This window comes from Agrobacterium pusense, from assembly GCF_013285525.1.
GTDB lineage: Bacteria > Pseudomonadota > Alphaproteobacteria > Rhizobiales > Rhizobiaceae > Agrobacterium > Agrobacterium pusense.
This window is the reverse complement of record NZ_CP053857.1, coordinates 228,411-252,881: the sequence shown is the minus strand read 5'-3', so window position 1 is coordinate 252,881 and position 24,471 is coordinate 228,411. Positions and strand designations below refer to the sequence as shown.

Annotated in this window: 20 protein-coding genes; 17 read left to right on the top strand and 3 right to left on the bottom strand. The window is 60.7% G+C overall.

The genetic code is table 11. The features are described 5' to 3' along the window. Positions 1-24 precede the first annotated feature (24 nt). Positions 25-1,197, bottom strand: coding sequence for a 4-hydroxybenzoate 3-monooxygenase (gene pobA, locus HQN82_RS14810; protein WP_173615124.1), 1,173 nt, complete (start codon positions 1,195-1,197; stop codon positions 25-27). Between the two features lie 117 nt (positions 1,198-1,314). Between pobA and HQN82_RS14805 the strand changes: the two genes are divergently transcribed. Then, positions 1,315-2,238 (top strand): helix-turn-helix domain-containing protein, encoded by a 924-nt coding sequence (locus tag HQN82_RS14805; RefSeq protein WP_037092255.1) that lies wholly within the window; start codon positions 1,315-1,317, stop codon positions 2,236-2,238. On the opposite strand, the gene HQN82_RS14800 is transcribed toward HQN82_RS14805, so the two are convergent. After that, complete coding sequence (locus HQN82_RS14800) at positions 2,208-2,969, bottom strand: IclR family transcriptional regulator (protein WP_173615123.1); 762 nt, start codon at positions 2,967-2,969, stop codon at positions 2,208-2,210. The genes HQN82_RS14805 and HQN82_RS14800 overlap by 31 nt on opposite strands. 138 nt (positions 2,970-3,107) lie before the next feature. On the opposite strand from HQN82_RS14800, the gene HQN82_RS14795 reads away from it, so the two are divergent. From HQN82_RS14795 to HQN82_RS14745, 11 genes are all read left to right on the top strand, one after another. Next, positions 3,108-3,815 carry a 3-oxoacid CoA-transferase subunit A gene (locus HQN82_RS14795; protein WP_022562711.1) on the top strand — a complete coding sequence of 236 codons (708 nt, stop codon included), beginning with the start codon at positions 3,108-3,110 and terminating at the stop codon, positions 3,813-3,815. Beyond that, positions 3,812-4,507, top strand: a complete 696-nt coding sequence (locus tag HQN82_RS14790) for a CoA transferase subunit B (protein ID WP_022562710.1) — start codon at positions 3,812-3,814, stop codon at positions 4,505-4,507. The genes HQN82_RS14795 and HQN82_RS14790 overlap by 4 nt, the downstream gene beginning before the upstream one ends. Positions 4,508-4,517: 10 nt before the next feature. Further along, a complete protein-coding gene (gene pcaF, locus HQN82_RS14785) occupies positions 4,518-5,723 on the top strand; it encodes a 3-oxoadipyl-CoA thiolase (protein ID WP_173615122.1) in 1,206 nt (401 codons plus the stop codon). Between the two features lie 403 nt (positions 5,724-6,126). Beyond that, on the top strand, positions 6,127-7,155 hold the full coding sequence (locus tag HQN82_RS14780) for a LacI family DNA-binding transcriptional regulator (protein WP_004445104.1): 1,029 nt from the start codon (positions 6,127-6,129) through the stop codon (positions 7,153-7,155). A gap of 279 nt (positions 7,156-7,434) precedes the next feature. Beyond that, positions 7,435-7,617: a hypothetical protein gene (locus HQN82_RS14775; protein WP_048902879.1), complete on the top strand. Its 183-nt coding sequence runs from the start codon at positions 7,435-7,437 to the stop codon at positions 7,615-7,617. Between the two features lie 152 nt (positions 7,618-7,769). After that, on the top strand, positions 7,770-8,678 hold the full coding sequence (locus HQN82_RS14770; protein WP_173615988.1) for a sugar ABC transporter substrate-binding protein: 909 nt from the start codon (positions 7,770-7,772) through the stop codon (positions 8,676-8,678). Positions 8,679-8,724: 46 nt separating this feature from the next. Further along, on the top strand, positions 8,725-9,621 hold the full coding sequence (locus HQN82_RS14765) for a sugar phosphate isomerase/epimerase family protein (RefSeq protein WP_004445102.1): 897 nt from the start codon (positions 8,725-8,727) through the stop codon (positions 9,619-9,621). A 10-nt stretch (positions 9,622-9,631) separates the two neighbouring features. After that, the gene (locus tag HQN82_RS14760; RefSeq protein WP_064263423.1) at positions 9,632-10,642 is read left to right on the top strand and encodes a Gfo/Idh/MocA family protein; all 1,011 of its coding nucleotides are present in this window, start codon (positions 9,632-9,634) and stop codon (positions 10,640-10,642) included. Between the two features lie 8 nt (positions 10,643-10,650). Further along, positions 10,651-11,436, top strand: a complete 786-nt coding sequence (locus HQN82_RS14755; RefSeq protein WP_022562704.1) for a TIM barrel protein — start codon at positions 10,651-10,653, stop codon at positions 11,434-11,436. A 196-nt stretch (positions 11,437-11,632) separates the two neighbouring features. Then, entirely contained in the window at positions 11,633-12,679 is a 1,047-nt protein-coding gene (locus HQN82_RS14750) for a LacI family DNA-binding transcriptional regulator (RefSeq protein ID WP_004445099.1), read from the top strand. Between the two features lie 116 nt (positions 12,680-12,795). Beyond that, positions 12,796-13,872, top strand: a complete 1,077-nt coding sequence (locus HQN82_RS14745) for an Ldh family oxidoreductase (RefSeq protein WP_006700206.1) — start codon at positions 12,796-12,798, stop codon at positions 13,870-13,872. A 26-nt stretch (positions 13,873-13,898) separates the two neighbouring features. On the opposite strand, the gene HQN82_RS14740 is transcribed toward HQN82_RS14745, so the two are convergent. Beyond that, complete coding sequence (locus HQN82_RS14740; protein ID WP_108081601.1) at positions 13,899-15,893, bottom strand: putative bifunctional diguanylate cyclase/phosphodiesterase; 1,995 nt, start codon at positions 15,891-15,893, stop codon at positions 13,899-13,901. Positions 15,894-16,207: 314 nt separating this feature from the next. On the opposite strand from HQN82_RS14740, the gene HQN82_RS14735 reads away from it, so the two are divergent. The 5 genes from HQN82_RS14735 to HQN82_RS14715 all read left to right on the top strand — a co-directional run bounded on the left by HQN82_RS14735 (position 16,208) and on the right by HQN82_RS14715 (position 24,448). Continuing rightward, positions 16,208-17,254 (top strand): class I SAM-dependent methyltransferase, encoded by a 1,047-nt coding sequence (locus tag HQN82_RS14735; RefSeq protein ID WP_006700367.1) that lies wholly within the window; start codon positions 16,208-16,210, stop codon positions 17,252-17,254. A 98-nt stretch (positions 17,255-17,352) separates the two neighbouring features. Further along, positions 17,353-18,168: a bifunctional allantoicase/(S)-ureidoglycine aminohydrolase gene (locus HQN82_RS14730; RefSeq protein WP_173615121.1), complete on the top strand. Its 816-nt coding sequence runs from the start codon at positions 17,353-17,355 to the stop codon at positions 18,166-18,168. A 169-nt stretch (positions 18,169-18,337) separates the two neighbouring features. Beyond that, entirely contained in the window at positions 18,338-19,843 is a 1,506-nt protein-coding gene (locus HQN82_RS14725; RefSeq protein WP_004445093.1) for a sensor domain-containing diguanylate cyclase, read from the top strand. 268 nt (positions 19,844-20,111) lie between these two features. Then, positions 20,112-21,302 (top strand): efflux RND transporter periplasmic adaptor subunit, encoded by a 1,191-nt coding sequence (locus HQN82_RS14720; RefSeq protein WP_077986972.1) that lies wholly within the window; start codon positions 20,112-20,114, stop codon positions 21,300-21,302. Positions 21,303-21,313: 11 nt separating this feature from the next. Beyond that, complete coding sequence (locus HQN82_RS14715; RefSeq protein ID WP_022562699.1) at positions 21,314-24,448, top strand: efflux RND transporter permease subunit; 3,135 nt, start codon at positions 21,314-21,316, stop codon at positions 24,446-24,448. The last annotated feature ends 23 nt before the right edge of the window (positions 24,449-24,471 follow it).

The window sequence follows — 24,471 nt, the reverse complement described above, 5'->3', positions numbered from 1 at the left end:
AAAAGCCGCGTGTCTGGGGCAGCCCTAATAGGGAAGCCCCACGTAATTTTCCGCAAGCGCGGTGGAAGCGGCGCGGGATTGGACGAGATAATCCAGTTCCGCCTCCTGAATGCGCTGGCCGAAATCCCCCGTATCGGGAAAACGATGCATCATCGTCGTCATCCACCAGGAGAAGCGCACCGCCTTCCACACGCGGGAAAGCGCCTTCTGCGAATAGGCGTCGATGCCGGCTTCAGACCTGTCGCGATAAAACTCGATCAGCGCCTCGCTCAGATAATGTACGTCGCTGGCGGCAAGGTTCAGGCCCTTGGCACCCGTTGGCGGCACGATATGGGCGGCATCTCCAGCTAAAAACAGCCGTCCGAACCGCATTGGTTCACTGACAAAGGAGCGGAGCGGCGCGAGCGATTTTTCAAAGGAGGGGCCGGTCACCATCGCATCCGCATGGTTTTCCGGCAGACGACGGCGGATTTCATCCCAGAAACGTTCATCGCTCCAGTCTTCAGGCCGGTCCTCGAGCGAACATTGAATGTAATAACGGCTGCGCGTGTTCGAGCGCATGGAGCAGAGCGCAAAACCGCGCGGATGGTTGGCGTAGATGAGTTCGTGGTTGACCGGCGGCACTTCGGCCAGAATGCCGAGCCAGCCGAAGGGGTAGACTTTCTCGAATTCCCTGATCGCGCCTTGCGGCACGGATTTTCGGCTCACCCCGTGGAAACCATCGCAGCCGGCAATGAAATCGCAATCGATCCGGTGGGCTATGCCATCTTTCTGATAGGTTACATAAGGGCTTTCGCCATCGAAATCATGCGGCTCGACATCAGATGCATCGTAGATGGTCGAGAGGCCGGCCGCTTCGCGCACATCCATCAGGTCATGGGTCACTTCCGTTTGACCATAGACCATCACACGCTTGCCCCCGGTCAGATCGAATAGATCGATACGATGGTCGCGACCGTCGAAGGTCAGCGAAAAACCGTCATGCGGCAGACCCTCGCGGCGCAGGCGCTCATCCGCGCCGGCCTTTTCCATGAGCTGTACCGTGCCTTCTTCCAGCACGCCGGCGCGGACGCGGCCGAGAATGTATTCCTTGCTGACGCGGTCGAGAATGACGGTCTCGACACCGGCTTTCGCCAGAAGCTGGCCAAGCAACAGCCCCGATGGACCGGAGCCGATGATGACGACCTGTGTACGCATTGTTTCCTCCCGAACTTGTCTCCGGTCAAGAAATTGACCAAGCGTTGCCGGAAGCTCAATGGACTTTCCGGTCCGTAAATTGCACAATCCGACCATCGGGCGCAGGAGGGGGATGAGATGCGTGTGACTGCCAATGAAGGGCTCTATGGTGAGGAAGCCGCGCAGGGCAGCGATTTTCGCTTCCATTGCGAGACGCTTTTTTCGCGGAGCAGTCTGCATCGCTTTGAAATCGGCCTGCATCGCCATTCTGCTTTTTTGCAGATCTTGTACATTTTTGGCGGCGAGGGTGATGCCTTGCTGGATGGCCGCATCGAGCCGATCCGCCCGCCGGTCGCCATCATCGTGCCACCCGGTTTCGAACACGGCTTCCGTTTTTCCCGCGATATCGGCGGCGTGATCGTCACCATGCTGCAGGGCGCGCTGCCGGCATCGGTGCAGGCGCTTCTGCTGCGGAATTTCTCCCAACCGGTGCTTCTGCCCTTGCAGGATTTTGCCGATGGAGAAGGAGTGCGCAGCGGGTTCGAACGGATTTCCGCGGAATATGAGGCCCGTGAGATCGGTCGCGACGCGATGATAGAAGGCCAACTCGCCACCGTGGTCACGCTTCTTTCACGGGCGGCGCGGCCGCTTCTGGAAACAAGCGGTGAGGGCCTGGCGGAGCAGCGTTTCGAACGGTTGCTGTCGCTGATCGCCCGCCATATCCGCGAGCCGCAGAAAGCCGGTTTTTATGCGAGGAAGCTCGGCCTTTCGGAAACGCACCTCAACCGGCTTGTCCGTTCCGTTTCCGGGCTCAGCCTGCAGCGGCTGATTGCCAAGCGCCAGATCGAGATCGCCCAGCAGGAACTGGTCTTCACCGTCTCCAGCGTACAGATGATCGCGGAGGGTCTTGGATTTGCCGATCCCGCTTATTTCAACCGCTTCTTCAGGCGGGAAACCGGCATGACGCCGCGCGCCTGGCGGCTCGCCGAGCAGCGCAAGATGGGCGATACCGGCGCGCGGCAGATGCCGCTTCAGACCAGCATTCTCGCCAGTTCCCGCTGAACGGACAGAAGTGCGGGCAAATATCGCTCCATCAGATCATCCATCGAAGCGACCGAGGCGGCGAGCCCGACATTCAGCGCGGCAACCGTTTGGCCACGCACGCTTTTCAGCGGCACGGCGATGGAGCGAAGGCCGATTTCGACTTCCTGATCGATCAACGCATAACCGCGATGGCCGGTCACCTCGATTTCGTTGAGCAAGGCTTGAATATCGGTGATGGTCTTTTCCGTACGGGCAACCAGCCGGGAGGCTTCGAGAATGTCGCGCTGGCGTTCGGGCGGCTGAGCGGAAAGAAGAACGCGGCCCATGGAGGTGCAATAGGCGGGCAGGCGCGACCCGGGCATCAGCGCAATGGACATAACCCGCTGCTGGGCGGCGCGGGCGACATAAACAATTTCGGTCTCGTCCAGGATAGAGACGGAGGTGCTCTGGCCGATCTCCTCCGAGAGATGGTCGATGAGCGGTTGTACGATTTTCGGCAGGGGCATGGTGGCGAGGCAGCCGGTGCCGAGCCGCAGCACCTTCGGCGTGACGGTAAAGAACTTGCCGTCATAGGCGGCATAACCAAGCTCCGATAGCGTGAGCAGGCAGCGGCGCGTGGTGGCGCGGTCCAGTCCGGCGATCTCGGCGGCATCGGAGATGGACAGGCGCGGCCGCTCGGCGCTGAAGGCTTCTATCACCCGCAATCCCTTGGCGAGACCGCCCATCATGTCTCTTTCACTGACGGCCATGACCACGCTCCATTTGTGCGATATACGAACAAAAATCATATAACGCACAAAATCCTTGCCGTCGAGGCAATTTCGGCTTTACCTCATGGCCAAGCAGCCCTGCCGGTCCATCCGCTCGGCTGGATGGAGGTTTTGAGAATGGACAAGACAATCAAGAGCGCGGAAGAGGCGCTTGCTGGCATCGGCGATGGTGCGACGATCATGATCGGCGGTTTTGGCGGCTCCGGCGCGCCGATCGAGCTGATCCACGCGCTGATTGACAAGGGCCCGAAGGACCTTACCGTCATCAACAACAATGCCGGCAACGGCCGCATCGGCATCGCCGCAATGATCGACGCGGGCATGGTCAAGAAGATGATCTGCTCCTTCCCGCGCTCTTCGGATCCGCGCGCCTTCACCGATCGCTATCTGGCCGGCGAAATCGAGCTGGAACTGGTGCCGCAGGGCACGCTTGCCGAGCGTATCCGCGCTGGCGGTTCCGGTATTCCGGCCTTCTACACCCCGACCGGCTTCGGCACGGAGCTGGCGCAAGGCAAGGTTATCGCGGAATTTGACGGCCGCTCCTATGTGCAGGAGCGCTGGTTGAAGGCCGACTTTGCCATCGTCAAGGCCGAGCTTGGCGACACCTATGGCAACCTCACCTACAACAAGGCCGGGCGCAATTTTAACCCGCTGATGTGCATGGCCGCGAAAACCACCATTGCGCAGGTCTCGAAGATCGTCGCCGCCGGCGAGATCGATCCGGAGCATGTCGTGACGCCGGGTATTTTCGTAAACGGCGTCGTGGAAATTCCCGATCCGCAACAGGAAGAAGTCCTCATTCGCGCGGGAGTAGCCTACGCATGACCCAGACCATCGACACCCGCGAAGACATCAAGCTTTCCAACGCCCAGATCGCATGGCGCGCGGCGCAGGACATCGAAGATGGCGCCTACGTCAATCTCGGCATCGGCTTTCCGGAAATGGTGGCGCGTTACCAGCCGCCCGGCCGTCAGGCGATCTTCCACACCGAAAACGGCATCCTGAATTTCGGCGAGGCGCCGCCGGAAGGCGAGGAGGACTGGAACCTCATCAATGCCGGCAAAAAAGCCGTGACGCTGAAGCCGGGCGCCGCCTTCTTCCACCATGCCGACAGCTTCGCCATGGTGCGTGGCGGACATCTGGATGTGGCGATCCTCGGGGCCTATCAGGTGGCCCAGAATGGCGATCTCGCCAATTGGCGCGTCGGCTCCAAGGGTGTGCCAGCCGTCGGCGGGGCCATGGATTTGGTGCATGGCGCCAAGCAGGTCTTCGTCATCACCGAACATGTGACCAAGAATGGCGAGCCGAAGCTGGTTGAGAAATGCGCCTTCCCGCTGACCGGCGTCGGCTGCATCACCCGCATCTATACCAGCCACGCGGTGATTGACGTGGTCGATGGCCGCTTCGTGCTGCGTGAAAAGCTGGCCGCGATGACGTTTGAGGAATTGCAGGCCATGACCGGCGCGCCGCTTCATGTGCATGGCACGGTTGCTGATCTCGTTGCACCGGAACTTTGAGGAAACACCGATGACCGAAGCCTATATCTGCGATTATATCCGCACGCCCATTGGCCGTTTCGGCGGTGCGCTTTCTTCCGTGAGGGCGGATGACCTCGGCGCGGTGCCGCTGAAGGCGCTGATGGAACGCAATCCGTCCATCGACTGGGAAGCCGTCGAGGATGTGATCTTCGGCTGCGCCAATCAGGCAGGCGAGGACAATCGTAACGTCGCGCGCATGTCGCTGCTGCTTGCCGGCCTGCCGGTGTCGGTAACCGGAACGACGATCAACCGGCTGTGCGGCTCCGGCATGGATGCGGTCATTGCAGCCGCCCGCGCCGTCAAGTCGGGCGAGGCTGAACTGATGATCGCTGGCGGCGTCGAAAGCATGAGCCGCGCGCCCTTCGTTATGCCAAAGGCGGAAAGCGCCTTTTCCCGCAATGCCGAAATCTATGACACCACCATCGGCTGGCGTTTCGTCAACCCGCTGATGAAGGCGCAATATGGCGTCGATTCCATGCCGGAAACCGGTGACAATGTCGCGGTCGATTATCAGGTCTCGCGGGAAGATCAGGATGCCTTCGCCGTACGCAGTCAGCAGAAGGCGGCGGATGCGCAGGCCAATGGCCGTCTCGACAGGGAGATCGTTTCGGTAACGATCCCCCAGCGCAAGGGCGATCCCCTTGTCGTCTCGAAGGATGAACATCCGCGGGCCACAAGCCTCGAAGCGCTGGCTAAGCTGAAGCCGGTGAACAAGCGCGAGGGCGCTACGGTAACGGCGGGCAATGCGTCTGGCGTCAATGATGGCGCGGCCGCGCTTATCATCGCGTCAGCCGAGGCTACGAAGAAATATGGCCTCACTCCCATCGCCCGTATCCTCGGTGGCGCCGCTGCCGGCGTGCCGCCGCGCGTCATGGGCATCGGCCCGGCTCCGGCCTCCGCCAAGCTTCTGGCGCGGCTCGGGCTGAAGCAGGAAGAGCTCGATGTGATCGAGCTGAACGAGGCTTTCGCGAGCCAGGGCCTCGCGACGCTGCGCCAGCTCGGCATTTCCGATGACGATGCGCGGGTGAATGCGAATGGCGGTGCCATCGCGCTCGGCCATCCGCTCGGCATGTCCGGTGCGCGTATCGCCGGCACGGCGGCGCTCGAACTTTCCTTGACGGGCAAGCGGCTGGCGCTCGCCACCATGTGCATCGGCGTCGGGCAGGGTATCGCCGTCGCGCTGGAGCGGGTCTGATTGTCCGCCGGCATTCGGCATCGTCAAAACGGTGCGAATGCCGCGGCCTCGATTTCTTCTTGAGTGACTTCCGCTAGTCCGGCACTCGGTTGGCTATTCTCTCGCCTTGGTACCTCCCTCATTCCTGTGCTTGTCACAGGAATCCAGCTGACGCGCGTCTGCGCGGCGGAAAGACTCCTCTCAGCCCAAGGACTTGGGCTGGCTGGGTTTCTGTCACAAGCACAGAGACGAGGGGATGAGGCGTGCTGGGCCAAGCAAGCCGGCCCTGGGATGCAGGCCCCGGTCGATTATTCCCTGATAAAGTACTCCACGCTCTTATCCCTCTGCACATGTTGGATTCCATCATCATCCGTGAGATGTTTTGCGAGATATGAGAGGAATCTTTCCGCCTGCGGGAGCCAACATGAAACGTCCGACCATTACCGATGTTGCAAAGGCCGCCGGCGTCAGCGTCGCCACGGTCGACCGGGTGCTGAACGGCCGCCTGCCGGTGCGGGAGGAAACCTCGCGGCGTGTGTTCGAGGCCGCGGAGAAGATCGGATTTCATGCCACCAACATCATTCGTCAGCGCATGCTGGCGGATATGCCTTCCTATGGCCTTGGCATCATTCTGCGAAAGGAGCGGCACGCCTTTTATCAGACCTTTGCCGACGAGCTGGAGCTTGCGGCGCGCAACATCCGGGATCGCCACGTCAATCTGCGCATCGAATTTGCGCAATCCGGTGAGCCGGCGGAGCTTGCGGCGCTGCTTATGGGCATGAAGGGCCGGGTACAGGCGGTGGCCGCTACCGGGCCGGACCACCACGATGTCACGGCCGCCGTCGAGGCATTGAAGATCAAGGGCATTCCGACATTCTCGCTGCTTTCCGATTTTGCCCAGGGCGTGCGGGAAGCTTATCTCGGTGTCAACAGCATGAAGGTGGGGCGCACCGCGGCGTGGATGATCTCACGACTGGCGCGCAGCAAGGGCAAGGTGCTTCTGCTGCTTGGCGGTCACCGGTTTCATGGTCATTCGCTGCGCGAAACCGGCTTTCGCAGCTACATGCGTGAATATGCGCCGGAATTTGAGGTTATGGATGCCCTGATCACGCTGGAAACGCGACGCGTAACCTATGAGCTCGTGATGGACTCTATCGCCAAGCACAGGGATCTCGTCGGCATCTATTGCGTGGGCGGCGGCATGGAAGGGGTGATCGAGGCACTTCAACACGAAAAGCGGCAGGAACCCATTGTCTGCCTCGTCAACGAACTGACCCCCGTGTCCCGCCAGGCACTGCTGGAAGGCAGCATCAGCGGCGTGTTCCAGACCCCGCTACGCGAATTGTGCGCCGATCTCATCGCAACCATGGTTCACACCATCGAACATGGCATGGCGGAGACGCCGGGACAGCGCTTCCTTCCTGCCCATCTATGGGTTCCTGAAAGCCTTTGATGGTTTGATAGATTACATCATATCGCGCCCGCCCGTTTCTATCATGCTTGATGGTTTTGCCTGCTGCTGACGCGTTGACGTGGTGACCGGACTAGGAAATCTTGCCTGCCTGTGGAGCGGACAGGAGGCCGACCTTCACAGCATGAGATTACGTCGGGGTTGCTTGACGCTGCGGATATTTCTCCGCGGCGAGGGGGCAGATTTTTCCGGAAAGCCGTGACGGCGCCATTCGAGAGCGATGGTGAGACCGGTTCTTTTCAAGGTTTGGAGGGGAACGAGATGAAGAGACATTTCGCCAATGCAGCCTTCGCCACCGTGCGGGCGACGGGCGCGCCGGTGCAGGCCGTTGGAGTTTCGATGGCGCTGAAACCTGCCAGAAACGATGCGGCAGACAGAAGGGTCTTCGTGCCCTTCGAGCTGGTAACGCCGGCCGATCTCAAAAAACATCAGGCCGGGAACTGAGCATGGCCGTGCCCTGCTGGCTTCTGCGCTCCCCGGGGGAGTGCCGCCGGACGGGCCTGACGCGCCGCAGCCGGGCACGACCGGCTACGGTAAAAACTGGACAATGCAATCAGCAGCGATTTCCGCGGGAGGAAACCTTGAAAAAACTATTGATGGCGACGGCACTCTGTATCTTCGCGACACCGGCTCTGGCCGAGACCCGAATTGCAGTCTCGATGACGTCTTTCGACAATCCGTTTCTGACGATCCTGCTCAACGGCATAAGGGCCGAGGCCGGGCGCGACAAGACCATCGAGCTTCTGGTCGAGGATGCGCAGCTCGATCCTTCAAAGCAGCTGAACCAGGTGCAGAATTTCATTGCCAATGGCGTCGATGCGATCATCGTCAACGCCGTCGATGGTGACGCTACGTCGGCGATCACCAAGGCCGCATCCGCTGCGAAAATTCCGCTTGTCTATGTGAACCATCCGCCGGCTGAGCTGGAAACCGGGCTGCATGACGGCACGGCATTTGTCGGCTCCAACGAACTTGATTCCGGCACCATGGAAGCCGAAGCCGCCTGCAAGCTGATGGGCGGCAAGGGCAAGGCCGTCATTCTGATGGGCCCTTTGGAAAACCATGCGGCGCTGGTTCGCACCAAGGATGTGGAAACGGTGTTCTCCAAGCCGGACTGCAAGATCGAAATCCTTGAAAAGCAGACGGCGAACTGGAGCCGCACGCAGGCACAGGACCTCGTTTCCTCCTGGCTGACGGCGGGCATACAGTTCGATGCGGTCATCGCCAACAACGATGAAATGGCGATTGGCGCCGTGCAGGCGCTGAAGGCAGCGGGCGTATCCATGAAGGACGTCGTCATTGCCGGCATTGACGCGACACCCGATGGACTTGCCGCGATGCAGGCGGGCGATCTCGATATCACCGTCTACCAGAATGCGACGAAGCAGGGCGAGGTCTCCGTTCAGACGGCGGTGAAGGCCGCTGCCGGTCAAAGCACCGAAAAGACGCTCTGGGTGCCCTTCGAACTCGTCACGCCGGAAAACATGTCCGCCTATGCCAAATGAGCCGGGGCTTCGGCCCCGTCCCTTATCCCACCGACTGGAAACAGCCATGAAACATACGCTCGATCCCCACATGTTCCGGCATCTTTCGCTGGCCGAGACCTGCCGCAAGGTCGCAGAGCTCGGTTACGACTATGTCGAACTTTCACCCCGTCCGGATTTTCTGTCCTGGTGGACGCGACCGAAGGTCTATCCCGAGCGCGTCGCCGAATTCAAAAAAGCCCTGAAGGATCACGGCGTCGGCCTTGCCACGCTGCAGCCCATGTATCGCTGGGCGAGCCCGTATCCGGACGAATGGGAGGTAGCGATCGACAACTGGAAACGCGCCATCGAGATTGCGGTGGAGATGGAGTGCCCGATGTTCGTTTCGGAATTCGGTCGTGGAGGCTCGCCGGAGCGCAGCCTCAACGACCGGTCCGGCCTGCACCGTCCGGAAACCTGCGAAGCGCAGTTCTTCCGCGCCATGGATGTTCTGGTTCCGATCCTCGAGCGGGAGGGGCTGGTGCTGTCGCTGGAGGCGCATCCCGAAGACTGGGTCGAGGAAATCGCGCCGGCCATCGACATCATCAAGACCATCAATTCCAAGGCGGTAAAGGCCTCCTTCATCGCGCCTCACACCTTCTTTTACGGTCCGGACATGGTTGCCAACCTGCGCGCGACCGAAGGTCATCTGGTGCATGTGCGCCTTGCCGATACCTATGACCACACCAAATCGTCGCAGCTGCGCTACATCGTCAATCCGCCCGGCGCCAAAGTCAGGGTGCACCAGCACACGGATTTCGGCCAGGGCGAGATCGACTGGGAGATATTCTTCGCCACGCTGGCCGACATGAAATTCGACGGTGTGCTGTCGAATTGCGTCTTTGCCTGGGAAGATCGTGTCGATGAAAGCGCGCGTTTCATGCTCAGCGAAACCCGGCGATATGTCGCCAAATACTGGAAATGAGGTTTTTCGGATGACTGTGAAAATTGGTGTCATCGGCACCGGTGCCATCGGGCGCGATCACGCCCGACGTATCAATGAGGTTCTGGGCGGTGCGAAGGTCGTTGCGCTGAGCGACGTCAACCGCGCCTCGGCCGAGGCGGTCAAAAAAGACATCGCCCCTGATGCCGCCATTTTCGCCACCGGCGAGGAGCTCATCGCATCAGCTGATGTGGATGCCGTGCTTGTCACCTCCTGGGGCGCGACGCATGAGCAATATGTGCTGGCGGCCATCGCCGCCGGCAAGCCGTGCTTCTGCGAAAAGCCGCTGGCGACGACGGCAGAGGGCGCGAAGCGGATCGTCGATGCTGAGGTGGCGCTTGGCAAACGGCTGGTGCAGGTGGGTTTCATGCGCCGCTACGACGCCGGTTACGTGGCGCTGAAAAAGACCGTGGACACCATGATCGGCGCCCCGATCATGGTCCATGCCGCCCATCGCAACCCGACCGTTCCGGAGCAGTATGTGACGCCCATGGCGATCCACGACACGATGATCCATGAGATCGACGTGCTGCGCTGGCTGCTCGATGACGACTATGTGTCGGCCCGGGTTCTCTTTCCACGTGCCGCCGCCCGCAGCCATGCAAAGCTGAGGGACCCGCAGATCGTTATTCTGGAAACGGCCAGGGGCACGATCATCGACGTCGAAATCTTCGTGAACTGCCACTACGGTTACGACATACAGTGCCAGGTGGTCGGCGAGGACGGCATTGCCAGCCTGCCGGAGCCGATGGCGATACAGACACGGCTCGGCGCCAAGCTGCAGAACGATATTCTCACCGACTGGAAGGATCGCTTCATCGCGAGCTACGACGTCGAATTGCAGGACTTCATCCATGCGGCGGCGAAGGGAACAGCCTCCGGCCCCAATTCCTGGGACGGCTACGTGGCCGCGATCACTTCCGATGCCTGCGTCGCCGCGCAGGAGACGGACGGAGCAGCCGTCGCAATCAGGCTTCCCGCCCGTCCCGCCCTTTATCAGTGAGGTCTTTCATGCGTTTTGCCATCAACCACATCACCGCCCCGGCGCTTTCGCTCGAGGACTTCTTCCAGACCGCGCGCGAACTCGGCCTCACCGAGGTCGAGATCCGCAACGACCTGCCGGATATTGTCGGTACGGTGACACCGGCGCAGGTGAAGGCGGCGGCCCACAAGGTCGGCGTGACGATCATCTCCATCAACGCGCTTTATCCCTTCAACGTCTGGTCGGGCGACCTGCCGCAGCGCGCCGTCGCCATGGCCGATTACGCCGCGGCGAGCGGTGCAAAAGCGCTGGTCATGTGCCCGCTCAATGACGGCAGGGCGGTTTCCTTCGACGATCTCGTGACGGCGCTGAAGGCCATGAAGCCGATCCTTGAGGAGAGAGGCCTTACCGGTCTTGTCGAACCGCTCGGCTTCCCGGTCTCCTCGCTGCGCACCAAGACCGAGGCGGTGAGAGCCATTGATGTGGCCGGCGGTGGCGATGTCTACAGGCTGGTGCACGATACCTTCCACCATCACCTCGCGGGCGAAACGGCGTTTTTCCCCGAACGCACCGGTCTCGTCCACATTTCCGGCGTCACCGACCCCGCCGTCTCCGTCGCCGACATGCTGGATGCCCACCGCGTCCTGGTGGATGGCGCCGACCGGCTGGAGAATATCGCCCAGATCAGGGCGCTGGAGGCCGCCGGTTACAAGGGGCCCTACAGCTTCGAGCCCTTTGCGACGGAAGTTCATGACCTGAAGGACCCGGCCGCTGCCGTGAAAGCCAGCATCGACCATATCGCCGGCGCGCTCTGACCGCGTTGCCGCCCGCGGTGAAGCGCGGGCGGCAACCGGACGATCGCCAAAGCCGGAGAAATCAATTCCGCATTTACGGATGATGCTGTAGTCTCCGCTAACGAGAGAGCAGCAGACCGGCGCGGTTATTCTTCAGATCGATTGCGTGAGTCTTTCCGCCAGGGCCGTCCGAAGAAGAGTGGTTGAATTCCCTTTTATGAAAATAGACAGGAAAACGACGCTTAAGGACGTCGCGCGGGAGGCGAATGTTTCGCTGAGCACGGCTTCGCATGCGATCAACGGCACGGCGCCGCTCACCACGCAGGTTCGCGAGCGGGTTCTGGAAGCCGCCCGGTCGCTGGGTTATCTCGAAAACCGGCGCCAGAAGGCGACCATCGCCACCTTGCGTGTCGTCCTGCTGGCCATGACCAATGACGCGGCACCGCAGAGCGACCTCAACATGGTCAGCTGGACAATGTTGAACGGCTTCCGCCGCGAATGCGAGCGGCGTGGAATCCGCATCGTTCCCTATGTCAGTGCAACGAGCCGGCTCGACCCCGTGGCGGTTGCCGAAGCCGTCAGGACAGATAATGTGGACGGTGTCGTGGTTCTGAATGACGACAGGCCGCAGCTGGTCGAGGCGCTTTCCGCGCTTGGCAAGCCCGTGGTGCTGATCAATGGCGAAGATCCGGCCATGATCGTCGATACGGTAACGGCGGAGAACCGGTTCGGCGCTCGCCTCGGCATCGAGCATCTGCTGTCGCTCGGGCATCGCAATATTGTGCATGTGACCTGGAAGGGCCGCACAACGATCCGCCGTCGTCATGATGGCTATAACGATGCATTCCTTGCAACGGGCCTTGCCGTTCCGGCCGACATGGTCATCGAGGTCGAGAGCTACGAACCGGAATGGGGGGAGGTGGCTATCCGCCGTCTGCTTGCCGAGCAGCGACCGCTGCGAAACGCCACCGCGATTTTCTGCGCCGCCGATAATCTGGCGCTCGGCTGTCTGAAGGCCTTGGGGGAGGCCGGTATCCGGGTGCCCGAGGATGTCTCGGTGCTGGGTTTCGATGACATCATGCCAGCCGCCTTCAGCACACCGCCTCTCAGCACCATCCAGTTGCCCGCCGACAGGCTGGGCGGGGCGGCGCTGTCGCTGCTGGAGCAGCGGCTGGTGGCGGCCGATCCCACCCGGCCGGCGCACCGGCTGGAACTCGGTTGCCGGCTGGTGCTGAGGGGCAGTATCGCCCCGCCGCGCAAATAGGCCGCTTTCCGCCGCCGCCGCGCCGATCGATGTTTTCCACGTGATATTCGATTGCAAAAACCTATCCCATGAATAGCCTGTGCGGCATGGATTCTGGAATCGGGAGGGTTCCCCGCATGTCGCACAGCAATGAAAACGTCCCTGCTCTGGCGAGGCTGGATGAGCTGGATCGGTTCTGCCGCGCCGTTTTCCTCGCTGCCGGTACGGATGACGAAACGGCCGATGCGGCGACCCGCGCCATGATGCATGGTACGCGGCTTGGCGTTGACAGCCACGGTGTGCGCCTGCTCGCTCATTATGTCACCGCACTTGAAGGCGGGCGTCTCAATCCGCGGCCGCAGATCAGCCGCGTTTCCGGCTTCGGCGCGGTGGAGACGGTGGATGCGGACAACGCCCACGGCGCCCGCGCCACCTATGCGGCCATGGAAAACGCCATGGCGCTCGCGGAAAAATTTGGCATCGGCGCGGTGGCGATCAGGAATTCCTCGCATTTCGGACCGGCTGGGGCTTATGCGCTGGAGGCGGCCCGGCAGGGCTATATCGGCCTGGCATTCTGCAATTCGGACAGTTTCGTGCGCCTGCATGATGGCGCCATGCGCTTTCACGGCACCAACCCGATTGCCGTCGGCGTTCCTGCAGCGGATGACCTGCCGTGGCTGCTGGACATGGCGACCAGCGCGGTGCCCTATAATCGCGTGCTGCTTTACCGCAGCCTCGGACAGCAATTGCCTGCGGGCGTTGCCTCGGATGGTGACGGCGTCGATACAAGGGATCCGAATGCAGCGGAAATGCTTGCCCCCGTCGGCGGCGAATTCGGCTTCAAGGGTGCGGCGCTGGCGGGAATGGTGGAGATTTTCAGTGCGGTTCTGACCGGCATGAAGCTGAGCTTCGATATCGCCCCGATGGGCGGGCCGGATTTCTCCACGCCGCGCGGGCTTGGTGCCTTCGTTCTGGCGCTGAAACCGGAAGCCTTCCTTGAGCGCGACGCGTTTGACGAGGGCATGAAGCGCTATCTCGAAGTGCTGCGGGGGTCCCCCGTTCGCGAGGATTGCAAGGTCATGGCGCCTGGCGATCGCGAATGGGCGGTGGCGGCGAAGCGGGAAAGGGAAGGGGCGCCGGTCGATCCGGTCACACGCGCGGCCTTTTCGGAAATGGCGGCAAGGTTTTCGGTCAGCCCGCCCGCTTATCACTAAGCTTCCACGATTGTCGCAGCGCCCGCTCAGGCGGGGCGAAGAAGCATGCTGGGGCGCGGATAGGGTGCTTTTGCGGGTCCCAGCCTTTCCGCCACGACCGGACGGCCGATGTAATAGCCCTGCGCGTAATCGATTTCCATCTGGCGCACGAGCCTCAGCTGTTCCTCGGTTTCCACGCCTTCGATCAAAATTTTATGGCCGCGATTGCGAATGAGGCGGATCATGTCCTGCAGCATCGCCCGTCCGCGTGGGGTCTTGCTGTCATGCAGGAAGGAACGATCAATCTTGACGGTATCGAAATCCGTCATGCGCAGCCATGACAGGCCGGCGAAACCCGTTCCGAAATCATCCAGCCAGATTTTGATGCCAAGCGTCTTCAGGTCGTTCAGGCAACGCAGCACATCCGAATGCATTTCCATGTCCAGGCCTTCGGTGATTTCGAAGGCGAGCCTGTTGCCGGCAATACCGGCTTCCACGAGAATGGCCGCGACGGACGTGGCGAACCCAGGGTTCTTCAATTGCATGGGTGACACATTGACGCTGACGACATCAACCCTGTCATCGGCCAATATGTGCTTGCAGACCGTCTTGATGGTCCACAGGCCCAGTTCCATGATCGTGCCGGTACGCTCGGCGATCGGGATGAAGATGCTGGGGGCGACGGAATTGCCATCCAGCAGGCGAAGTCGCATCAGCGCCTCGACGCCTGTCGTTTCATTGGTCGAGATGTTCAAGATCGGCTGGTAGACAAGGGAAACAAGGTTCTCCGAAACTGCGATCTTCAGAAGAGCGGCGATGTTTTCCGTTTCGTCGCTGGTCTGCGGATCGTCGGGATCAAACAGCTTCATGCAATTGCGGCCATTGCCCTTGGCGATGTAAAGCGCGCGATCGGCCTCGTTGATGATCTTCTCCAGCTTGCCGTCCGGATTGGGGCGGGTGAAGGAGGCGCCGATGCTGACAGTGACGATGAAGGTGCCGTCGCGGCGCTGGTCATGTGCGAGGGACAGGCTTTCCACGGTATGGCGGATCGTTTCGGCAAGCTCGCCAACCTGCTGTTTGGACTTGAATGGCGCCAGCACGATGAATTCTTCGCCACCATAACGGCCGATCGAGGCGCCGTGCTGGATGATTGCATCCTGCAAGGCATTACCCACGGTCACGAGACACTTGTCGCCTTCCTGGTGGCCATAACGGTCGTTGTATTTCTTGAAGAAATCGACATCGATCAGGAATACGGAAAAACCTTCTTCCTTCTTCATCCAGTTATCCCACAACAGGCGCAGATGGTGATCGATGGCGCGGCGGTTCTGCAGCCCGGTCAGGGAATCGGTGTTGGAAAGACGCAGCAGCGCCTGGCCACGCTCATCCGCCGCCTTCTGCTGGGCCTTCGCTTCCAGCCCGTTGACGAAGACATGGTAGCGTTCCCTGTTCAGGTTCCAGTTCACATAAGACGTGAAGACGAAGCAGGAGATATAGAAGGTGCCGAAAGCGAATTTGTAGAAAGCGTCTTCAGGAAACTGCGTCGCCGCCAGAAAATAGGTGACGAGAATGATGCCCGATGACACCAGCGACAGATGGAATCTGAAAGTGAAAAACAGATTGGCGCCCATCATGAAGATCGCCCCGAAAACCATGTAATAGGACATGTTTTCGATATTGTCGGTCAGCAGCGATGGCAACAGCCAGCCGATATAACCCATGACGAGGGCGGTCGCACAGGTGAGGTCGAGCGCTGCGGTGCTGGCTCCCCGGCGTACCTGGATTTCCAGTGTCAGCAGCGCTGATACGGCGACCGCGAAACGTGCGACAATGGTGTAAAACGCGACGTCGGGTATCAGAACGATGTCTGAAGCGGCAAACAGAAGATAAATGAAGACAGCCGTCCACAGGCCCCGACGGATAGAACCCCGGCGGCTGCGTTCGCCTTCCTGCTGGTAAAGGGCAAGAAGTTCATCAGAAAACCGGGAGTCCGGCCGCCGATAGTCTTGCTGTCCACTCACCTCTCCCAATGTGTGCTTCATGCACTTTCCCATAGTGTTGCGTATACTTATTAAGTAACTGCTTATTCCACTTTTCCGTGTGCTGTCGCACCCAGTTCGGGTTCCTGTCGATCTCTGCCAAAGCGGATTGAGACCATGGAAAGGAAGAACGCATCATACGTTCGCAACATTAAGTTTCACTAAACCGCCTATCCTCCCAGCCGCCACCCGAGAGTGTGACCAAAAAAATACGCTAATTTACTAATCTATCCCTACACCGCGCAAAAATCGAAATCGAGTGGCCTTCGGTGTCCCAGAAACGTATAGTTAACAATGCGTTAACACTGGAGGCTGAAGTGGTGCGGGTAAAGAAGAAAAATCTGGATGGGGCAAGTCTGATCACCCCGGATACTGTTGCAAAAGAGATTTTTGCACGCAAAACGAAAACGTTCGATGAGCAGTTCGCAGTTGCAAAAGCAGAAATTGCCATCATTCTCGAATTGGCACAGCAGCAGTTCGATAATGGTATTTCAGCACATGACATAATACATCGAACGGCGGGGGCGCTGCATGGGTTGCGAGAAAAACTCCACTCAAGCGTGTGGGCTGAACTGATCCCCATCATACAGAATCACCCCGTGTCGGAGCGTTTTCTGCAGGATCCGTTCACGCGCTGGTCGTTCGACAAGCCGCGGGGTTATTCCGGCGATGCGCAATTGCTGGATTTTATCTATGGCCACGAAAGCGTTGCCGGTCTGGTGAAGAATGCGACGCCGCTGGGGCGTGATCTTTACGACTATACGAAGGACGCCAGTTCTTCCGTGGCGGTGCGCGAGCGACGGGATCTGCTGACGCGCTTTGTCGACGAAGCGGCGGCCCGGCACGGTGAAGATACCGAAATCCTCACCATAGCGTCCGGACATCTGCGCGAGGCGGACGCTTCCGCGGCGCTGAAGGAGGGCAGGCTGCGGCGCTGGGTGGCGCTCGATCAGGACCCCTTGAGCGTCGGTTCCGTTGCCCGCGATTTCGCCGGCACCTGCATCGAGGCGATCGACGGCTCGGTGCGCGATATCGTCCTGCGCACGCAGGAGCTCGGCACTTTCGATCTGATATACGCAGCCGGTCTATACGACTACCTGAACGACCGCGTGGCGATCAAACTCACGCGGCGCTGCATGGAGATGCTGAAACCCGGCGGCATGTTCCTTTTCGCCAACTTCTCCGAGGATATCGTTGTGGACGGCTACATGGAAACCTTCATGAACTGGGCGCTGCTGTTGCGCTCGAAGGCGGATATGTGGCGGATCGTCAATGCCAGCGCCGATCCGGACAGCATCGAGGCTGAGGTGTTCTTCGGCGAGAACCACAATATCGTCTACGCGACGATGCGTAAGAAGGCATGACATCCTTCGACCCGTCTTCCTGCCAATAACCATTTGCTTAAACCTCGTCGCGGGCCTAAGAATCCGCGCCGAATGCATTGCAGAATGGATTGGCTGAAATGAAGAGATATTATTCGGATATGGGCGGTCTGCCCGGGCAGACGGAACTCCTGTCGAGCAAGGCTGTATTCAAGACCGCCTATGCTGTCATCCCCAAGACCGTGATGTCCGATATCGTGACAAGCGTGCTGCCCCACTGGACCGGCACGCGTGCCTGGATCATCGCCCGGCCGATGACCGGCTTTTCCGAGACTTTCGCGCAATATATCGTTGAAGTGCAGCCCGGCGGCGGCAGCGACCGGCCGGAGCCGGACGCAAGGGCGCAGGCGGCGATCTTCGTCGTCGACGGCGAGATGACCGTGGAATTCGAGGGCGCCCGGCATGAGTTGCGGGAGGGCTCCTTCGCTTTCCTTCCGGCCGGCAGCCGCTGGCAGGTTCGTAACTCGGGCAAGGCGCCGGTCAAATTCCACTGGGTGCGAAAGACGTTTCAGGCCGTAGACGGGCTGGAGCCGCCGCCGGCGATCTTCACCCATGAAGACGAGACCGCCCTTTCGGCAATGCCGGACACCGACGGCAAATGGGCGACGACCCGTTTCATCGATCCTGATGACGTGCGTTACGACATGCATCTCAACATCGTCACCTTCGAGCCGGGCGCGACCATTCCCTTCATGGAAACCCATGTCATGGAACACGGCCTTTATGTTCTCGAAGGCAAGGCCGTGTACCGGCTGAACGAGGACTGGGTGGAGGTGCAGGCCGGCGACTTCATGTGGCTGCGCGCCTATTGCCCGCAGGCGTGTTATGCGGGCGGGCCGGGCCGATTCCGCTATCTGCTCTATAAGGATGTAAACCGACACGTGAAGCTCTGGTAACGGGCCTGCGGTCTGCAAAAACCATGAATTGTCGCGCAATCCGGCGGTTTGCGCGATAAATGCTTGCTTTGGATCGAATATCCCTAATAAATTCCCGTAGGCGGCGGCTAGTGCTGCGCCGCTCCGTTTGGTGATCCGCCTGCACCTACCCTTGAGAAGACTTGCCCGTATGACTGAGACGATCGATGCCAATGTCTTCAATCTTGCGCCCGTGGCGATGTGGATCGAGGATTTCAGCGAGGTAAAGCGCCAGTTCGATATCTGGCGGGCGGAGGGCGTAGAGGATCTCAGGGCGTTTCTTCTGGACGATCTGACAAGGGTGGCGGCCTGTTCGCAGAAGATCCGCGTCATCCAGGTCAACGCCAGGACGCTGGAACTGTTCGAGGCCCACGACCAGAACCATCTCGTCGACAATCTGCACCGCATCTTTCGCGATGACATGCTAGAGAGCCATGTGAACGAGCTTTCCGAACTCTGGGCCGGCAAGACGGAATTCACCAGCAATGCTGTCAATTATTCGATCGGTGGCAAGCGGCTGGACATTCAGTTGCGCGGCGCGGTGATACCCGGCCACGAGGACACGCTCGACCGGCTGCTTCTGACCACCGAGGATGTGACGGAGCGGGAGGAGGCCCGCCGCAAGGAGCTGCTCAACCGCCGTTATGCCGAGGGCATGTTCAAACATTCGCCTGTGTCCCTGTGGGTGGAGGATTTCAGCCGGGTAAGGCGCCTGATCGAGGAGGTCAGGGAGCGCGGCATCATCGATTTCCGGGTCTTCATGGATGTGCATCCGGAATTCGTGCGGCAATGCATGAGCGAAATCCGCGTCATCGACGTCAATCGCGCGACGCTCGACCTGTTCTGTGCGCCGGACCGGCAGGTTCTGCTGCAGCGGCTAGGCGATATTTTCCGCGACGAGATGGAAAAGCCGTTCCGCGAACAGCTGATGGAACTCTGGAACGGTAATCTCAGCCATCACCGCGAGGTGGTGAACTACGCGCTGGACGGTTCCGAGCGGCATCTGCTTTTGCATTTTTCGGTTTTTCCCGGGTATGAGCGGGACTGGTCTCTGGTGCAGGTGGCGTTGACGGATATTACCGCGCGCAAGAAAGCCGAAGCCTACCTCGAATATCTCGGCAAGCACGATGTGCTGACCAAGCTGCACAACCGCGCCTTCTATTCCGACGAGTTGAACAGGCTGGAGCGCAGCGCGTTGCGGCCCGTATCGGCGATCGTGATCGATCTCAACGGCCTGAAGGACGCGAATGACAAGCTTGGGCACGATGCCGGCGACGCCCTGTTGCGACGCATGGGCGAGGTGCTGAACGGCGTGGTGACCGCGCCGAACCACGCAGCCCGCATCGGCGGCGACGAATTCGCCATTCTTCTTCCCGGCGCCGACAAGCAGGTGGCCGCCGCCATGGTCGAAACCGTTTATGAGCTGCTGAAGATCAACAATCAGTTCTATTCCAGCGCACCGCTCAGCCTGTCGTTGGGTGTGGCGACCAGCGAGGCAGGCGAGACGATGGAATCGTTGGTGCGCCGCGCCGATATGAATATGTACGAGCAGAAAAATGCCTATTACGCGGCGCTGCGTAACAGGTCTGCCGACAATAACGACAAGACCAATGCCGGCCCCCAGCCGGAAGCCAGCTCGCTGAAGCGTTTGTCCTGACGGTAAGAGGGGTCATCGACCCTCGCTCGCGCAATTATTTCTGATCTTCCGGCCATAAGGCCCAAGGTGGGACCCGCGCCGTCGTGGGTCCCAGCCCCCTTCCGTTTCCCGATGCTCTTGCGAATGCAGGCCGTGTTTCCACGCCGTCTCGCGCGGCTTCACAAGCGCGTGAGGCCGGTTTTGCGCTGCAACAATTCTATTGTCAGAAATTTACATACGTCTTAGTATGTATGTAAATGTGACCTTTTTCATGGATTCGGAGCGCAGAATGGCGAAAAGACTGGGGCAGATCGTGGCGGTGTTGTTGGCGGGCATCGTTGTGGTCGGATGTAGCGACGAGCAGGCGTCTGCCCCCGGCGCGCCGCCGCCTGGTGCAGTCAAGGTCGTGACCGTGAAGCAGGAAGAGCTGCCGATAACCAACGACCTGCCGGGCCGCATTGCACCGACGCGACTTGCCGAAGTGCGCCCGCGTGTCTCCGGCATCATCGTTGAGCGCGTGTTCGAGCAGGGTTCGCTGGTGAAGGAAGGCGATGTCCTCTACCGCATCGATCCCGCCCCGTTCCAGGTGCGCGTCGACAGCGCCGAGGGCACGTTGCGCCGGGCGCAGGCCGCGCAGCTTCAGGCGCGCCAGACGGCCGACAGGCAGCAGCAGCTGCGCCGTTCCAACGTTGGTTCGCAGCAGGAATTCGACAACGCCATCGCCCAGCTGGCGCAGGCCGATGCCGAGGTGGCGGTGGCTGAGGCAGGCCTGGCGGAAGCGAAGCTCAATCTTCAATATGCCGATGTTAAAGCCCCGATCAGCGGCCGGATCGGCCGCGCGCGTATTACGGAAGGCGCGCTCGTCAGCGCGACCGGCTCTGAAAACCTGGCGACGATCCAGCAGCTTGATCCGATCTATGCCGACTTCACCCAGCCGGCGGCCGATCTCATTCGTCTGCGCAAGGCGCTTCAGGACGGCAAGCTGATGACCGGCCCGAATGAAGCCGAAGTCAATCTGCTCTTCGATGACGGCAGCCGTTACCCGCAGCCCGGCCGTCTGCTGTTTTCGGAGGCGGCGGTGGATGAGACCACCGGCCAGGTAACGCTGCGCGGCGAATTTCCCAACCCGAACGGCGATCTGCTGCCGGGCATGTATGTCCGCGTGCAGATCCAGCAGGGCATTCAGAAGGCCGCATTCGCGGTGCCGCAGCAGGCGGTTCAGCGCGATGCCGGCGGTCAGGCGAGCGTGCTTGTCGTCAACGCCGAAGATACGGTCGAGCAGCGGCGCGTCAGCGTCGGCCGTTCCATCGGTGACCGCTGGGTGATTTCGGAAGGGCTGAAGGATGGCGACCGCGTTGTTGCCGAAGGCTTCCAGAAGACCGCCCCGGGAGCCAAGGTGAAGCCTGAACCCTGGTCCGACGAGGCCGATGTCGCCGCTGCCGCAGGTAGCGAGAGCGCGGCTCCGGCCCAGAAGCAATAAGGACCGATTTCATGGCACGTTTTTTCATCGATCGGCCCATTTTTGCCTGGGTCGTCGCCATCTTCATCATGCTGGCGGGCCTGCTCGCCATTCCCATGCTGCCTATTGCGCAATATCCGAATGTGGCGCCGCCGCAGATTTCGGTCTCCACGACCTATCCCGGCGCTGCGCCGGAAGATATCTACCAGAGCGTCACGCGCCCGATAGAAGAGGAACTGAACGGTGTTCCCGGCCTGATCTATTTCGAGTCGACATCGGAGGCTTCCGGCCGCATTTCGATCAACGTCACGTTTGAACCAGGCACCAATATCGGTGAGGCGCAGGTCGAAGTTCAAAACCGCATCGCACGCGTGGAGCCACGCCTGCCGCAGGCAGTGACGCAGCAGGGCCTGCGCGTGGAACAGGCAGGCACCTCGTTTCTGATGATGGTGGCGCTCACCTCCGTCGACGGCAATACCGATGCCATCGGTCTCGGCGATTATCTCAGCCGCAACGTGCTCGGCGAATTGCGCCGCGTTCCCGGCGTCGGCAGCGCGCAGCTCTTTGCCACCCAGCGCTCCATGCGCATCTGGATGGATCCGGACAAGATGCTGGGCCTCAGCCTGACGTCGAGCGACGTCATCGGCGCCATCCAGGCGCAGAACTCGCAGGTCGCCGCCGGCCGCATCGGTGCATCGCCAAACCCGATTGGCCAGCAGATTTCCGCGACCGTCAACGTGCAGGGTCAGCTCACATCGCCGGAAGAGTTCGGCTCCATCGTGCTGCGCGCCAACCCGGATGGTTCTTCCGTCAGGCTGCGCGATGTCGCGCGAGTGGAAGTGGGCGGCGAAAGCTATAACTTCTCAAGCCGCCTGAACGGCAAGCCGAGCGCCGCCATCGGCGTGCAGCTGTCGCCGACCGGCAATGCGCTGCAGACATCGGAGGGCGTACGCGCCACGATGGAGGAGCTGTCGCGCTATTTCCCGCAGGGCATAGAGTATGAAATTCCCTATGATACCAGCCCCTTCGTCAAGATTTCGATCGAGAAGGTCATTCACACGCTGATCGAGGCCATCATCCTCGTCTTCGTGGTGATGTTCGTGTTTCTCCAGAACATCCGCTACACCATCATTCCGACATTGGTGGTGCCCGTGGCGCTGCTCGGCACCTGCGCAATCATGTATGTCTCGGGTTTCTCGATCAACGTTCTGACCATGTTCGCCATGGTTCTCGCCATCGGCATTCTGGTGGATGACGCGATCGTCGTCGTTGAGAATGTCGAGCGCATCATGGCGGAAGAGCATCTGTCGCCGAAGGAGGCGACCCGCAAGGCAATGGGCCAGATTTCCGGCGCGATCATCGGCATCACGCTGGTGCTGACGGCCGTGTTCGTGCCCATGGCCTTCTTCCCCGGCGCCGTCGGCATCATCTACCAGCAGTTCAGCCTGACCATGGTGGTGTCGATCCTGTTCTCCGGCTTCCTGGCCCTGTCGCTGACGCCGGCGCTGTGCGCTTCTTTCCTGAAGCCCATCAAGGCCGGGCATCATGAAAAGAAGGGCTTCTTCGGCTGGTTCAACCGCAACTTCGACAAGGCGTCGCACAAATATTCGTCTTCGGTCGGCGGCATCATCAAGCGCTCCGGCCGCTTCATGGTGATCTATGCGGCGCTGCTGGCCGGTCTCGGCTGGGCCTATATGCAATTGCCGAGCTCGTTCCTGCCGAACGAAGACCAGGGCTACCTGATCGTGGACATCCAGGCGCCTGCGGAAGCCAGCAGCGACCGCACCCTGCAGTCCATCCAGCAGATCGAAAAGATCTTCCTGGAAGAGCCGGCGGTTGAACGCGTCATCGCCGTGTCGGGCTTCTCCTTCTCCGGTTCCGGCCAGAATGCCGGCCTCGCCTTCGCGACGCTGAAGGACTGGAGCGAACGTGGACCGGAGGATTCTGCAGCGGCCATCTCAGCCCGGATCAATGGCAAACTCTGGGGCCTGCCGGACGCAATGTCCTTCGCGCTGTCGCCGCCGCCCATTCAGGGTCTCGGCAACTCCAGCGGCTTTACCTTCCGCCTGCAGGACAGGTCCGGAGCGGGCCAGACGGCGCTGAGCGCCGCCGGCGCGCAGCTGATGGCCGCGGCGCGGCAGAGCCCCATCCTTGCCGGCCTTCGCATCGAAGGCATGCCGGATGCGGCGCAGGTCAATCTCGTCATCGACCGTGAGAAGGCAAACACATTCGGCGTGACTTTCAGCGATATCAACGCCACCATCTCGGCCAATATGGGTTCGTCCTACGTCAACGACTTCCCCAATGCCGGCCGTATGCAGCGCGTGACGGTGCAGGCCGAACAGGGCCAGCGCATGAAGACCGAGGATCTTCTGAACCTCAACGTCCGCAACGCCAATGGCGGCATGGTGCCGATCAGCTCTTTCGCCTCGGTGGAATGGGTGCGCGGTCCTTCTCAGGTGGTCGGTTATAACGGCTATCCGGCGATCCGTATCGGTGGCCAGGCGGCGCCGGGCTACTCCTCCGGTGATGCCATTGCCGAAATGGAACGTCTGGCGCGCGAATTGCCCGGCGGTTTCGGTTTCGAATGGACCGGCCAGTCACTGCAGGAAATCCAGTCGGGTTCGCAGGCACCGGCGCTCATCGGTCTCAGCGTGCTGTTCGTCTTCCTGCTGCTCGCAGCGCTTTACGAAAGCTGGTCAATTCCGCTCTCCGTCATGCTGGTGGTGCCGCTCGGGGTCATCGGCTCGGTGGCGGCGGTGATGCTGCGCGGCATGCCGAACGATGTCTACTTCCTCGTCGGCCTCGTCGCCATCATCGGCCTTTCCGCGAAAAATGCGATCCTCATCATCGAATTCGCCAAGGATTTGCGGGCAGAGGGCAAATCCACCTATGATGCGACGGTGGAGGCGGCACATCTGCGCTTCAGGCCGATCCTGATGACGTCGCTCGCCTTCTCGCTCGGCGTGCTGCCCATGGCGATCGCCTCCGGCGCGAGCGCCGCGAGCCAGAATGCCATCGGTACCGGTGTTCTCGGCGGCATGATCTCGGCGACGATCCTCGCGATCTTCTTCGTTCCCGTGTTCTTTGTTTTCGTCATGAAGATTTTCGGGGATCGGAAGAAGGAGAACGAGATTGCTGCTGACGCCGTTTCACCGGCGGAATAACATCGAGGGAAAGCCGGGATACC

Bases quoted from the DNA above. Each gene is read 5' to 3' on its own strand.
- HQN82_RS14780 (WP_004445104.1), top strand. From the start codon at position 6,127: ATGAAACGTCCGACCATTACCGATGTTGCAAAGGCCGCCGGCGTCAGC.
- HQN82_RS14790 (WP_022562710.1), top strand. From the start codon at position 3,812: ATGACCCAGACCATCGACACCCGCGAAGACATCAAGCTTTCCAACGCC.
- HQN82_RS14800 (WP_173615123.1), bottom strand. From the start codon at position 2,969: ATGGCCGTCAGTGAAAGAGACATGATGGGCGGTCTCGCCAAGGGATTG.
- HQN82_RS14745 (WP_006700206.1), top strand. From the start codon at position 12,796: ATGTCGCACAGCAATGAAAACGTCCCTGCTCTGGCGAGGCTGGATGAG.
- HQN82_RS14720 (WP_077986972.1), top strand. From the start codon at position 20,112: ATGGCGAAAAGACTGGGGCAGATCGTGGCGGTGTTGTTGGCGGGCATC.
- pcaF (WP_173615122.1), top strand. From the start codon at position 4,518: ATGACCGAAGCCTATATCTGCGATTATATCCGCACGCCCATTGGCCGT.
- HQN82_RS14715 (WP_022562699.1), top strand. From the start codon at position 21,314: ATGGCACGTTTTTTCATCGATCGGCCCATTTTTGCCTGGGTCGTCGCC.
- HQN82_RS14730 (WP_173615121.1), top strand. From the start codon at position 17,353: ATGAAGAGATATTATTCGGATATGGGCGGTCTGCCCGGGCAGACGGAA.
- HQN82_RS14725 (WP_004445093.1), top strand. From the start codon at position 18,338: ATGACTGAGACGATCGATGCCAATGTCTTCAATCTTGCGCCCGTGGCG.
- HQN82_RS14740 (WP_108081601.1), bottom strand. From the start codon at position 15,893: ATGAAGCACACATTGGGAGAGGTGAGTGGACAGCAAGACTATCGGCGG.
- pobA (WP_173615124.1), bottom strand. From the start codon at position 1,197: ATGCGTACACAGGTCGTCATCATCGGCTCCGGTCCATCGGGGCTGTTG.
- HQN82_RS14775 (WP_048902879.1), top strand. From the start codon at position 7,435: ATGAAGAGACATTTCGCCAATGCAGCCTTCGCCACCGTGCGGGCGACG.
- HQN82_RS14795 (WP_022562711.1), top strand. From the start codon at position 3,108: ATGGACAAGACAATCAAGAGCGCGGAAGAGGCGCTTGCTGGCATCGGC.
- HQN82_RS14755 (WP_022562704.1), top strand. From the start codon at position 10,651: ATGCGTTTTGCCATCAACCACATCACCGCCCCGGCGCTTTCGCTCGAG.
- HQN82_RS14805 (WP_037092255.1), top strand. From the start codon at position 1,315: ATGCGTGTGACTGCCAATGAAGGGCTCTATGGTGAGGAAGCCGCGCAG.
- HQN82_RS14760 (WP_064263423.1), top strand. From the start codon at position 9,632: ATGACTGTGAAAATTGGTGTCATCGGCACCGGTGCCATCGGGCGCGAT.
- HQN82_RS14765 (WP_004445102.1), top strand. From the start codon at position 8,725: ATGAAACATACGCTCGATCCCCACATGTTCCGGCATCTTTCGCTGGCC.
- HQN82_RS14750 (WP_004445099.1), top strand. From the start codon at position 11,633: ATGAAAATAGACAGGAAAACGACGCTTAAGGACGTCGCGCGGGAGGCG.
- HQN82_RS14770 (WP_173615988.1), top strand. From the start codon at position 7,770: ATGGCGACGGCACTCTGTATCTTCGCGACACCGGCTCTGGCCGAGACC.